This window comes from Caenispirillum salinarum, from assembly GCF_044803115.1.
GTDB lineage: Bacteria > Pseudomonadota > Alphaproteobacteria > Rhodospirillales > Rhodospirillaceae > Caenispirillum > Caenispirillum salinarum_A.
Window position 1 is genome coordinate 537,118 of the sequence record NZ_CP085224.1, and the last position, 12,997, is coordinate 550,114.

The following is a 12,997-nucleotide window of genomic DNA, read 5'->3' on the forward strand; positions in this document are numbered from 1 at the left end:
CACGGCCTGTCGGGCCAACGGAAAGAAAGGGGCGGGGCGCCATGGCGCTCCGCCCTTTTTTCATGCCGAGCCGGGCTTGGCCGGGAATGTCAGGTGGAGGCCAGAAGCGTCGCGCAGACCTCCAGGTCGGTCACGAAACCCTTGTACTTCGCGTCGCGATCGGCGCGGTCGCGCGTGCGCAGAAGCGACGACGGGTGGATGGTCGCCACCAGTTGGCTGCCGTCGTCCAGGGGGTGCGGCTCGCCGCGCATGGAGGTGATCGTGACGGCGCGCCCCAGCACGCCGCGCAGGGCGGTGACGCCCATGCCGACGATCACCTTGGGGCGGACCAGATCGCGCTCGATGTTCAGCCACCATTGGCACTGGTCGATCTCGGATGCGTTGGGCCGCTTGTGCAGGCGGCGCTTGCCGCGCGGCTCGTGCTTGAAGTGCTTGACGGCGTTGGTGATGAAGGCCTCGTCCCGGTCGATGCCGGCATCCACCAGCGCCTGGTCCAGAAGCCGCCCCGCCGGGCCGACGAAGGGCTTTCCGGCCAGATCCTCCTGGTCGCCCGGCTGCTCGCCCACCAGCATGACGTGGGCCATCTTGGGTCCCGCGCCCGGAACGGCCTGGGTGGCGTCGCGGTAGAGCGGACAGCGCGTGCAGCCCTGTTCCACCCGCGCAAGCGTGTCGAGCGTCTTGAGGTCGGCGGCGGTGGGGGAGTCGGCGTCGGTGGTGGCGGTGCTCATGGCGCGGTCTCCGGGCTTTTCCAGGCAATGCGGTGAGCCCGGCGCCGGTTGCCCAGGCTGCCGTGCAAACGAAATGGCGGGTCGCTACGCCCTCTTCTCTGTTGCGATGCAGCATGAGCCGCCCCAGAGTCCGGGTCGACGTCTGTTGCACAGGCAATCCACATAAGGAGGAACACCAATGGCTGACGACGCCGTGAAGACCCAGCAGAAGCAGGCCGACCGTGCGCAGCAGGTGACCAACGAGGCCGAGACCAAGATGATCGAGGCGGGCAAGCACCTCCGCACCGAGGGCTTCGAGATCGTGCAGCACGGCTTCCGCCGCTGGCAGGAAGCCCAGTTCGAGATGGTTCGCGCCGGCAGCGACATCATGCTGCTGCAGATGGACGCCATGAGCAAACTGTCCGGCGTTCGCAAGCCGGAGGATGCGGTCACCGTCAGCCAGGATGCCATGCAGGCGGTGCAGGCTCGCATGACCGAATACATGCAGCGGTCCGCCGACCTGGCGGCGCGCCAGATGCAGGACATGACGGAAGCCTTCAGCGCCCGCGCCTGATCGCCGGACCGCGCTCGATCAGCGGCCGCCGCCGGACCCTCCGGCGGCGGCCGTTTCGCGTGTGGACGCGCGTCGGCGCGGACCCCGGCTATTCGCGGCGGACGTTGGACAGGGCCGAGCGTCCGGCGGTCTGCGGGGCACCGACGACGCTGAAACTGCCGTCGGTTTCCAGGATCACGGCGGTGACGTCGGCGACCTCCACCTGCCCGCTCGCCCGGATGGCCGCGAGAACTTCCTCGGGCGCCACGCGCTCGTCCAGCAGGGCCTGGTCGAGCATCTCTCCCTGGTGCAGCAGCAGGCGGGGCTCCGCCTTGACCATGTGGCGGAACCGGCGGGATTGCGCCGATCCCCACGCGACCGCCATCTGCAGCACGATCAGCACGGCAAAGGCCGCCACGCCCTCGGCCAGTGCGACCGACTCCGACAGCAGCACCGTCGCCAGCGTGGAGCCGAGCGCCACCGTCACCACGAAGTCGAAGGCGTTCATCTTCGACAGCGTCCGCTTGCCCGTCAGCCGCAGCAGCACCACGAGCGCGACATAGGCCAGCGTGCCCACCACCAGCACGCGGAGGATGCCCTCCCATTGATCGAAAAACACAAGCCCGTCTCCTTGCCGTTCGCGCAGGACCAACGGCGGGCGGGGGAAGAGGGCTCGTGACGAGAATTCGAAAGCCGGTTTAAGGAATGCCGCGGCGCAGCATGACGGAGGAAGAATTGCCGCCTGAGAGGGCGCGCGTTCCCGACTAACCCCGACCATTCGATTAATGACGGAATAGAATGCATTATTAACCGTCTCGGGCAGCTTATCACGGAGAAATTGAAAAAACCACGTTGCAGGCACTCGCACCCAACCCGATACTTGGGATGAAAGAGCCGGTCCGGCATGCGCGGGAAGGGGTGCCGCTGCGCGGGAAACCGGCCAACTGACGTCCGTGGGAGGTTGTAAAAAATGTCCGAGTCCTACGTCCTGTCCATCGACCAGGGGACGACCGGCACGACTGTTCTCATCTTCGACCGCGACGGTGCCGTCAGGCAGCGTGCCTATTCGGAATTCGCCCAGCACTACCCCCGGCCCGGCTGGGTGGAGCACGACGCCTCGGAAATCTGGAAGGTCACGGTCAGCGTCATCGCCGACGCATTGAAGCAGGGTGGCATCAAGGCGAGCGACATCGCCGCCATCGGCATCACCAACCAGCGCGAGACGGTTGTTCTGTGGGACCGCAAGACCGGCAGGCCCGTCCACAACGCCATCGTCTGGCAGGACCGCCGCACCGCCAAGTACTGCGACGAACTGGCCGCGAAGGAAGGCCTGCCCGAACGCCTGCGCGAGAAGACCGGCCTGGTCATCGATCCCTATTTCTCCGGCACCAAGGTCAAGTGGATGCTGGACAACGTCTCTGGCCTGCGGGCCCGGGCGGAGAAGGGCGAGATCGCGTTTGGCACCATCGACAGCTGGCTGGTGTGGAACCTGACCGGCGGAAGTGTGCACATCACCGATGTCTCCAACGCCTCGCGCACGCAGCTGTTCAACATCCACACGCTGCAGTGGGACGACGAGATCCTGGACCTGATGGACATCCCCAAGGCCATGCTGCCCGAGGTGCGGCCGTCGTCGCAGGTGTACGGGCAGACCGACCCGGACATGTTCTTCGGCACCCACGGCATCCCGGTGGCGGGCATCGCCGGCGACCAGCAGGCGGCCCTGTTCGGGCAGGCCTGCCACAAGCCGGGCATGGCGAAGAACACCTACGGCACAGGCTCGTTCCTGCTGATGAACACCGGCACGGAAGCGCCAATCAGCAAGGAAAAGCTGCTGACCACCATTGCCTGGCAGATCGGTGAGGAGCCGGTGGAATACGCGCTGGAGGGTGCGATCTTCATTACGGGTGCCGCCGTGCAGTGGCTGCGCGACGGGCTGGGCATCATCGCTTCGGCGTCGGAGACGGAGAAGCTTGCCCGCTCCATCGACTGGAACGACGGCGTCTATTTCGTGCCCGCCCTGACCGGCCTGGGCGCGCCGCACTGGGACGCCTATGCCCGCGGCACGCTGCTGGGCCTCACGCGCGGCACCACGCGGGCCCACATCGTGCGCGCGACGCTGGAAAGCATCTGCTACCAGACCCGCGACGTGGCCGAAGCCATGGTGCGCGACTCCGGCATCGAGTTGAAGGAACTGCGGTGCGACGGCGGCGCGTCGGTCAACAGCTTCCTCATGCAGTTCCAGGCCGACCAGTTGGGCGTGACGGTGGAAGTTCCGCGCGTGGTGGAGACCACGGCCCTGGGGGCGGCCTACCTGGCGGGGCTGGCAACCGGCTACTGGCAGGGGCGCGACGAGATCGCCGAGAAATGGCAGCTCGCCAACCGCTACGAGCCGAAGATGGAGCCGACCGAGAAGGAGCGCCTGTACCGCCGCTGGCTGCGGGCGCTGGAGCATTCCAAGGGCTGGGCCGTGCACAAGACCTGACGCCGGCCCGCCGCAAGAATCCCAAGGCGAAACGGAGAAGGAGGACGACGGCATGGCGGCCGCCGGCAACATGAACCGCGACGCGGTGATCCGGGAGCTGAAGGAAAGCTACGACATCTGGGACGTCATCGTCGTCGGCGGCGGCGCCACCGGCCTGGGTGTGGCGCTGGAATCGGTGGCGCGCGGCTACCGGACGCTGCTGCTGGAGATGCACGACTTCGCCAAGGCGACCTCCAGCCGGTCCACCAAGCTGGTGCACGGCGGCGTGCGCTACCTTCAGCAGGGCAACGTGTCCCTGGTGATGGAGGCCCTGCGCGAGCGCGGGCGGCTTCTGAAGAACGCGCCGCACATCTGCCACAACCTGCCCTTCGTGGTGCCCGTCTACGAATGGTGGGACGGGCCGTTCTATGGCGTCGGCATGAAGCTCTACGACATGCTGGCGGGCAAGCTGGGGCTCGGGCCGTCCAAGGTGCTGTCGCGGGAAAAGACGCTGGAGCTTCTGCCCAACGTGGAGCCCAAGGGCCTGAAGAACGGCGTCATCTACCACGACGGCCAGTTCGACGACGCCCGCCTGGCCGTTTCCCTGGCCCAGACCGTCGCCGACAAGGGCGGCTTTGTTCTGAACTACTGCAAGGTCACGGGCTTCAAGAAGCGCGGCGGCTTCATCACGGGCGTCACGGCCCATGACGAGGAAACCGGCGAGGACTACGAGCTGGATGCCCGGGTGGTCATCAACGCCACCGGCATTTTCTCCGACGACACGCGGCAGATGGACGACCCGTCGGAGGAGCCCCTGATGGCGCCCAGCCAGGGCGTGCATCTGGTGCTCGACAAGTCCTTCCTGCCGGGCGATAGCGCCATCATGGTGCCCAAGACCGCCGACGGGCGGGTGCTGTTCGCCGTGCCCTGGCACGGGCGCACGGTCGTCGGCACCACCGACACCGCCATCGAGAAAAGCACGCTGGAGCCGAAACCGCAGCAGGATGAAATCGACTTCCTGCTGGAGCACGCGGCCATCTACCTGGACCGCGACCCGACCCGTGCCGACGTGCTGTCCATGTACTGCGGCATCCGCCCGCTGGTGCGCTCGCCCGGCGACAAGGGCACGGCGGCGTTGGCGCGCGACCATGTGCTGATGATCTCGGACTCCAACCTGGTCAGCATCACCGGCGGCAAGTGGACCACCTACCGCAAGATGGCGGAGGACACCATCGACGCCGCCGCCCTGGTGGGCGGGCTGGAGGAACGGCCGAGCGCCACCACCAACCTGCGCCTGCACGGCTGGATCAAGACGCCCATGGAGACCGAAGGCCTGTTGTCGCTCTATGGCTCGGACGGCACGGGCGTGCGCAAGACCATGGCCGAGCAGCCCGGATGGGACGAGCCGCTTCACCCGAACCTGCCGTATTTCTGGGGCGAGGTCGCCTGGGGCGTGCGGCGCGAGATGGCGCGCACGGTGGAAGACGTGCTGTCCCGCCGCACCCGGTCGCTTCTGCTGGACGCGCGGGCAAGCGTGGAGGCCGCACCCAGGGTCGCCGCCATCATGGCCGCCGAACTGGGCCGCGACGAGGCCTGGCAGAAACGGCAGGTGGAGGAGTTCACCGCGCTGGCACGAGACTACATGATCCCGACAACCTGACAGGGGGAGGATCGTGCCGTGATGAACCCGTTCCTGGGGGAGTTGATCGGAACCGCCATCCTGATCCTGCTGGGCAACGGCGTCGTCGCCAACGTGGTGCTGAAGGGCACCAAGGGCGAGGGCTCGGGCTGGATCGTCATCACCTGGGGCTGGGGGATGGCGGTGTTCGTCGCCGTGTTCACCGTGGCCGCCTTCAGCGGGGCCCACATCAATCCGGCGGTGACGGTGGGCCTGGCGGTGGCGGGCAAGTTCGCGTGGGACAGCGTGCCGCTCTATATCCTGGCGCAGATGGCGGGTGCGATGATCGGCTCGGCGCTGGTGTGGGTCGTGTACCGCGACCACTTCCGCGAGACCAAGAGCCGGGACCTGAAGCTCGCCTGTTTCGCCACCGGCCCGGCCTACCGCAACGCCATCTCCAACCTGGTGTCGGAGATCGTGGGCACCTTCGTGCTGGTGTTCGCGGTGCTGTTCCTGGCCGTCGCCGTCTTCGGCCTGGGCGCGCTGGACGCCCTGCCGGTGGGACTGCTGGTGCTGGGCATAGGCTTGAGCCTGGGCGGGACGACGGGATACGCCATCAATCCCGCGCGCGACCTGGGCCCGCGCATCGTCCATGCGCTTCTGCCCATGCCCGGCGGCAAGCGGGACAGCGACTGGGGCTATGCCTGGATTCCCATCGTCGGGCCGCTGATCGGAGCGGTACTGGCGGCACTATGCTACCTGATGCTCCAGGACCCCACCAACGTCAACTTCCGCTGACGGGAAAGGGAGGACGGGCCATGCAGCGGCGCGGGTTCCTGGCCGGATCGGCGGCCTCCCTGGCGGCGCTCGGCCTGCCGCCGGCCCCGGCGTGGGGGCAGGGGGCACCCATCGACGTGCCCGAGGTTTCCACCGCCGCCCGGCGCTGGGCAGAGGTGGAGTTCCGGCCCTCGACGCTCTCGCTGGAGGAAAGGCTGGCGGAAATGGCCTTCTTCCACCGCGCCGCCAGGCCGTTCCGGGGGATGCGGCTCTATATCCTGTCGGAGACCATCGGCACCCACGTCTACGAGGCCCGCGTGCTGGCCCGCGCGTTTGCCGAGATCACCGGCGTCACGGTGGTGCACGACCTGGTGCAGGAAGGCGAGGTTGTGAACCGCATCCAGCAGCAGCGGCGCACCGGGCGGAACTTCTATGACGCCTACGTCAACGACAGCGACTTCATCGGCACCCACTACCGCTTCGGCGGTGTGGTGCCCCTGTCGGACTGGATGGCGGGCGACGGCGCGGACGTCACCCTGCCGACGCTGGACGTGGACGACTTCTTCGGGCGCGCGTTCTGCACGGCGCCCGACGGCAGGCTCTACCAGCTGCCCGACCAGCAGTTCGCCAACCTCTACTGGTTCCGCCACGACTGGTTCCAGCGGGAAGACCTGCAAGAGACCTTCCGCGCCCGGTTCGGCTACGACCTGGGGGTGCCGGTCAACTGGAAGGCCTATGAGGACATCGCGGACTTCTTCACCAACACGGTGAAGGAGATCGACGGGCGCCGCGTCTGGGGCCACATGGACTACGGCGCCCGCGACCCGTCGCTCGGCTGGCGCTTCACCGACGCCTGGCTGCCCATCGCCGGCGCGGGCGATACCGGCCTGCCCAACGGCCATCCGGTCGCCGACTGGGGCATAAGGGTGGAGGACTGCGTGCCGGTGGGCTCCTCGGTCGCGCGCGGCGGGGCCGCCAACAGCCCGGCGGCCGTCTATGCGTTGCGCAAATACCTGGAGTGGCTGGAGAAGTATGCGCCGCCCGAGGCCGCCGGCATGTCGTTTTCCGAGGCCGGACCGGTGCCGGCGCGGGGCGACATCGCCCAGCAGGTGTTCTGGTATTCGGCCTTCATGCCCGACATGGTGCGCCCCGGCTCGGCGGTGATGAACCCGGACGGCACGGCGAAGTGGCGCATGGCCCCCACACCCCGCGGCGCCTATTGGCGGCCGGGCATGAAGCAGGGCTACCAGGACTGCGGCGCCTGGACCCTCATGGAAAGCACGCCCGTGCCCCGGCGCAAGGCGGCGTGGCTGTACGCGCAGTTCTGCGTCTGCAAGTCGGTGTCTCTTAAGAAGGCCATGGTGGGTCTGACGCCCATCCGCGACAGCGACATGCGCAGCTCCGCAATGACCGACGCCGCGCCCGGCCTGGGCGGCCTGGTGGAGTTCTACCGCAGCCCGGCGCGCACGCTCTGGACACCGACGGGGCCGAACGTGCCCCATTATCCGCTTCTGGCGCAGCTCTGGTGGCAGGTGATCTCGGCCGCCCGCGCGGGCCGCGCCACACCGCAGGAGGCCCTGGACCGCCTGGCGGCGGCGCAGGACGACATCCTGGGGCGGCTGCGGCAGGCGCCGGGCATCGAGCGCTGTGCCCCGGCGCTTGCCGAGGCCGAGGATCCGGCGGCGTGGCTCGCCCGTCCCGGCGCGCCCAAATCCGGGCTGGCCGACGAAGAAGGGCGCGGCGAGACGATCCCGTATGCGGAAATCGTGCGCCAGTGGCAGGGCGGGGGCTGACAAAACACACAAACCGGCGGAGGCCTTGGAGCGTTCCGACGGCATGAATGACAACAGCACCGACATCACCGGCTGGGTCCTGCGCTACGACGGATACGAGCCCGAGCACGAGGGCCTGCGCGAGGCCCTCTGCACAACCGGCAACGGCTACATCTGCACGCGCGGCGCCGCCGCCGACAGCACCGCCGCCGCCGAGGGTCCCCTGCGCGACGTTCACTATCCCGGCACCTACCTCGCCGGCGGCTACGACCGTCAGGTGACCGACGTGGAAGGCCGCGACGTCGAGAACGAGGACCTGGTCAACCTGCCCAACTGGCTGCCGCTGACTTTCCGCGTCGGCGACGGGCCGTGGTTCCGCATCGACGATGTGGAGGTCGAGGACTACTGCCAGGCGCTCGACCTGCATGGTGGCGTGCTGTCCCGGCGGCTGCGCTTCCGTGACGCCGAGGGGCGCCGCACAGAATGGCGCGAGGAGCGCTTCGTCAGCATGGCCGACAAGCACCTGGCGGCCCAGCGGGTGACGATCATGCCACTGGACTGGTCGGGGCGCATCACGGTGCGCGGCCGGCTGGACGGCCGTGTCGTCAACGACGGCGTGCCGCGCTATCGGGGGCTGGAGGCGCGCCACCTGGAGGTGCTGGAGGTCGGCCATCCCGAGGAGGCGGTTGCCGCCCTGCGCGTGCGGACCCGGCAATCGAGGCTGGAGGTCGGGCAGGCCATGCGCCTGCGCGTGGCCGGCGGCAGCGGGACGCCGTCGCGCGCGATTGACCGGACGGAGGCCGAAGCGGGCTTCGATCTGTCGGTGGACGCCGCCGCCGATGCCGCGCCGGTGGTGGTGGAGAAGGTGGCCGCCCTGCACACCACGCGCGACATGGCGATCTCGGAGCCGCTGATGGAGAGCGTCAAGGCGGCCCGCGACGCGCCCGCCTTCGACGACCTGCGCGCGGCTCATGTGGCGAGTTGGGGGCGCCTGTGGGACCTGTTCGACCTGGACGTGGGCGGCGCGGACGACTCGGCGCTAAAGCTGCGGGTCCACATCTTCCACCTGCTCCAGACCGTGTCCTTCCACAGCATCAACCAGGACACCGGCGTGCCGCCGCGCGGCTGGCACGGCGAAGCCTATCGCGGGCACATCTTCTGGGACGAGCTGTTCATCTTCCCCTTCCTCAACCTGCGCCAGCCCATCATGACGCGGGCGCTGCTGCTCTACCGCCACCGGCGGCTGGGCGAGGCGCGGCGGGCGGCCAAGGCGGCCGGGCTGGACGGCGCCATGTATCCCTGGCAGTCGGGCTCCAACGGGCGCGAGGAAAGCCAGAAGGTTCACCTGAACCCGGAATCGGGGCGCTGGATACCCGACAACTCCCACCGTCAGCGCCACATCAACGCGGCCATCGCCTACAACATCTGGCACTATTGGGAGGTCACCGAGGACCGGGATTTCCTGTCCTTCCACGGCGCCGAGATGATGATGGAGATCGCCCGCCTGTGGGCCTCGCTGGCGACGTGGAACGACGGCCTGGGCCGCTACGAGATCAAGGGCGTCATGGGCCCGGACGAGTACCACACGGCCTATCCCGGCACCGACCCGGAGGAGGCCGGCGGGTTGGACAACAACGCCTACACCAACGTCATGGCCGCCTGGGTGCTGACCCGCGCCAGCGACGTCTGGGACCTGCTGCCCGCCGACCGCCGGGCCCACCTGGCCGACGAACTGGCCCTGAGCGAGGACGAACGGGCCCGCTGGGTGGACATCTCGCGCCGCCTGCTGGTGCCCTTCCACGAGTGCGAGGAAGGCCGGCCGGTCATCAGCCAGTTCTCGGGCTACGAAGACCTGGAGGAATTCGACTGGGCGCCTTACCGGGAAAAGTACGGCAACGTCATGCGCCTCGACCGCATCCTGGAGGCCGAGGACGACACGCCCAACCGCTACAAGGTCTCCAAGCAGGCCGACGTGCTCATGCTTTTCTACCTGTTCTCGGCCGAGGAGCTTGAGTGGCTGTTCGAGCAGCTGGGCTATGCGCTGGACCCCGACCTGATCCCGCGCACCATCGACTATTACCTCAAGCGCACCTCGCACGGCTCCACGCTGTCGTTCGTCACGCACGCCTGGGTGCTGGCGCGCTCCGACCGGGCGCGGTCGTGGGACCTGTTCCAGAGCGCGCTGGACAGCGACATCAAGGACATCCAGGGCGGCACCACGCGCGAAGGCATCCACACCGGCGCCATGGCGGGCTCGGTGGACATCCTCCAGCGCTGCTACATGGGCCTGGACACCCGCCAGAACGTGCTCCACGTCGACCCCCTGCTGCCCGCGGACCTGGACCGGGTGACGGTCTACCTGCGCTATCGCCACCAGCGCCTGACGCTGACCGCCGATCATGCATGGCTGACCGTGGACAGCGCGCCGCTGGCCGCCGCGCCCGTCCACATCGCCTATCGCGGCCATCTGCGCGAGCTGTCGCCGGGCATGACCATCCGCCTGCCGCTGATTGATCCGGCCAAGCGGGTGCGGGCGGTCGACCAGCAGCCTGCCCGCCGCGAATGCCTGGACCATCGCCGCGGCGAGGTGGAGCGCCTCGCCCACGGCAAGCGGGCGTGATCCGCCCAACGGAGGGAGTGAGTTCATGAAGATCGTCGTCTACGACGTGGAGAACTGGGAGCGCGAAAGCTTCAAGCCGCTGGAGGCCGAGCACGACGTCGTCTACCGCGAGGATTCGCTGTCGGCCGAGACGGTGGGCGAGAACGCCGACGCCGACATCGTCTCGGGCTTCATCTATTCCGACTTCTCGGCGGACACGCTGTCGAAGATGGAGAGCCTGAAGCTGGTGGTCACCCGGTCCACCGGCGTCGACCACGTCGCCACCGACTGGTGCGACGAACACGACGTCAAGGTCGCCTATGTCCCCGGCTATGGCGAGAACACGGTGGCCGAGCACACCTTCGCCCTGCTGCTGGCCGTCAGCCACCGACTGATCGAAGCCGCCGACCGCACGCGCAAGGGCGACTTCAACAACCAGGGGCTGACCGGCTTCGACCTGTGCGGCAAGACCATCGGCATCATCGGCACCGGCAACATCGGCGTCCACACCTGCCGCATCGCCAGAGGCTTCGGCATGGAGGTGCTGGCCTTCGACATCCAGAAGAACGAGGACGCCGCCCGCGAGATCGGGTTCGAGTACTGCGCCATGGAGAACCTGCTCGAACGTGCCGACGTGGTGTCGCTGCACGTTCCCGGCACGCCCAAGACCAAGGACCTGATCGGCAAGGAGCAGTTCGACCGCATGAAGGACGGCGTGGTGCTCATCAACACCGCGCGGGGCACCGTGGTCAACGCCGAGGCCCTGTCGGAGGCGCTGCTGTCGGGCAAGGTGGCCGGCGCCGGCCTGGACGTTCTGCCCGAGGAACCGGTGATCCGCGAGGAAGCCGAAACCCTGCGCAGCGTCTTCACGCAGGAGCACGACCTGTCTAAGCTGCTGGCCGGGCACGCGCTGCTGCGGCTGAACAACGTGGTCATCACCCCGCACAACGCCTTCAACACCCGCGAGGCCGTCCAGCGCATCCTGGACACCACGCGGGAGAACATCGAGGGCTTCATCGCCGGCGAGCCGAGGAACCTCGCCAACGGCAAGAAGGGCTGACCGCTCATGGGCGGCATCCTGACGCTCACCCTGAACCCGGCCCTGGACGTCAATGCGTCGGTGGACCGGCTTGAGCCCGACCGCAAGCTGCGGACGGATGCGCCGCGCATGGACCCTGGGGGCGGCGGCATCAACGTGGCGCGGGTGGCGACGCGGCTTGGGGCGGACGTCACCGCCTGGGCGCTGCTCGGCGGGCCGACCGGGCAGATGCTGGCCGACCTTCTGGAGGGCGAGGGCGTCCGGCTGGTCCGCTGCGAGACCGACGGGGCGACGCGCCTGTCCTTCAAGGTTCGGGTGACCGAGGAGGACGACGCCCAGTACAGGTTCGTGCCGCCGGGACCCGAGGTCGACGCGGCGCAGGCGGATGCCATCCTGCGCTCCATCGACGAATGCATGAAGGGGGTGGACTGGGTGGTCCTGTCGGGCAGCCTGCCGCCGGGCCTGGGCCCGGACTTCATCGGCCGTATCACGGAACTGGTGCGCGGTCGCGGCGCGCGGCTGATCCTCGATACCTCGGGTCCGGCGCTGGAGGCAGGGCTGGAGGCCGGCGTCTGGCTGGTCAAGCCCGACCGCCATGAAACCCAGGACCTGGCGGGCGAGGACCTGCCCGACGATGACGCCCTGGCCGCCTATGCACGGCGCATGATCGAGCGGGGTGCGGCGCAGGTGGTCATCGCGACGCTCGGCGCCGAAGGGGCGCTGGTGGTCACCGCCGATGCCGCGATGCGCCTGCGCCCGCCCGATGTAAAGCAGGTCAGCGCCGTCGGCGCCGGCGACAGCTTCGTGGCGGCGCTGGTTGCCGCTCTCGCCGACGGCAGGGCGGTGGAGGATGCCGCCCGCGCCGGCGTGGCCGCCGCGGCGGCGGCGGTCACCACCACCGACACGCGTCTGGCGCGGGCGGAAGACATCGAACGGCTGACGGCGGACGTGACCAGCTGCGAGGTCTGATATGCGGGCACGCGAGGTGATCGCCGATCTGGTCTATGGCGCCAACGACGGCATCGTCACGACGTTCGCCGTGGTGGCAAGCGTCGTGGGCGCGGGCCTGGAGTCCCGCGTGATCCTCATCATCGGCATCGCTTCCCTGGCCGCCGACGGCTTTTCCATGGCGACCAGCGACTACCTCGCCAGCCGCTCGCAGCAGCAGGCGCAGGACCGGCCGGAAAGCCGGCGGTCGGCGGCGATCTCGGGGCTGATGACGTTCCTGGCCTTCGTCACGGCCGGGTCGCTGCCGCTGGTGCCCTACCTCGTCGCGAGCGGGGCGCCGTCGCTGTTCTGGTGGACCGCGGCCATGACGGCGGCGGCCCTGTTCATCGTCGGGGCGCTGCGCACCATCGTCACCGGCGCCAACTGGCTGCGCAGCGGGCTGGAAATGCTGACGGTGGGCGGGGCGGCCGTGCTGATCGCCTACTGGCTCGGCCGCTTTACCGCGCAGTACACCTGACCC

Annotated in this window: 11 protein-coding genes; 9 read left to right on the forward strand and 2 right to left on the reverse strand. The window is 68.7% G+C overall.

The features are described 5' to 3' along the window. Positions 1–89: 89 nt before the first annotated feature. The gene (locus LG334_RS02510; RefSeq protein ID WP_404382991.1) at positions 90–728 is read right to left on the reverse strand and encodes a UdgX family uracil-DNA binding protein; all 639 of its coding nucleotides are present in this window, start codon (positions 726–728) and stop codon (positions 90–92) included. 178 nt (positions 729–906) lie between these two features. Between LG334_RS02510 and LG334_RS02515 the strand changes: the two genes are divergently transcribed. Continuing rightward, a complete protein-coding gene (locus tag LG334_RS02515) occupies positions 907–1,281 on the forward strand; it encodes a phasin family protein (RefSeq protein WP_404382993.1) in 375 nt (124 codons plus the stop codon). Positions 1,282–1,369: 88 nt separating this feature from the next. On the opposite strand, the gene LG334_RS02520 is transcribed toward LG334_RS02515, so the two are convergent. Continuing rightward, on the reverse strand, positions 1,370–1,879 hold the full coding sequence (locus LG334_RS02520) for a DUF421 domain-containing protein (protein WP_404382995.1): 510 nt from the start codon (positions 1,877–1,879) through the stop codon (positions 1,370–1,372). Positions 1,880–2,230: 351 nt separating this feature from the next. On the opposite strand from LG334_RS02520, the gene glpK reads away from it, so the two are divergent. From glpK to LG334_RS02560, 8 genes are read left to right on the forward strand one after another with little or no spacing between them, the layout of a single operon-like run. Beyond that, positions 2,231–3,745 (forward strand): glycerol kinase GlpK, encoded by a 1,515-nt coding sequence (gene glpK, locus LG334_RS02525; protein ID WP_404382997.1) that lies wholly within the window; start codon positions 2,231–2,233, stop codon positions 3,743–3,745. 52 nt (positions 3,746–3,797) lie between these two features. After that, a complete protein-coding gene (locus tag LG334_RS02530) occupies positions 3,798–5,384 on the forward strand; it encodes an FAD-dependent oxidoreductase (RefSeq protein WP_404382999.1) in 1,587 nt (528 codons plus the stop codon). Between the two features lie 21 nt (positions 5,385–5,405). Further along, complete coding sequence (locus LG334_RS02535) at positions 5,406–6,140, forward strand: MIP/aquaporin family protein (protein WP_404386285.1); 735 nt, start codon at positions 5,406–5,408, stop codon at positions 6,138–6,140. 20 nt (positions 6,141–6,160) lie between these two features. Then, a complete protein-coding gene (locus LG334_RS02540; RefSeq protein ID WP_404383001.1) occupies positions 6,161–7,912 on the forward strand; it encodes an ABC transporter substrate-binding protein in 1,752 nt (583 codons plus the stop codon). A 43-nt stretch (positions 7,913–7,955) separates the two neighbouring features. Further along, positions 7,956–10,511 carry a glycoside hydrolase family 65 protein gene (locus tag LG334_RS02545; RefSeq protein WP_404383003.1) on the forward strand — a complete coding sequence of 852 codons (2,556 nt, stop codon included), beginning with the start codon at positions 7,956–7,958 and terminating at the stop codon, positions 10,509–10,511. A 25-nt stretch (positions 10,512–10,536) separates the two neighbouring features. Beyond that, the gene (locus tag LG334_RS02550) at positions 10,537–11,550 is read left to right on the forward strand and encodes an NAD(P)-dependent oxidoreductase (RefSeq protein ID WP_404383005.1); all 1,014 of its coding nucleotides are present in this window, start codon (positions 10,537–10,539) and stop codon (positions 11,548–11,550) included. A 6-nt stretch (positions 11,551–11,556) separates the two neighbouring features. Next, positions 11,557–12,498: a 1-phosphofructokinase family hexose kinase gene (locus LG334_RS02555; protein ID WP_404383007.1), complete on the forward strand. Its 942-nt coding sequence runs from the start codon at positions 11,557–11,559 to the stop codon at positions 12,496–12,498. A 1-nt stretch (position 12,499) separates the two neighbouring features. After that, positions 12,500–12,994, forward strand: coding sequence for a VIT1/CCC1 transporter family protein (locus LG334_RS02560; protein WP_404383009.1), 495 nt, complete (start codon positions 12,500–12,502; stop codon positions 12,992–12,994). The last annotated feature ends 3 nt before the right edge of the window (positions 12,995–12,997 follow it).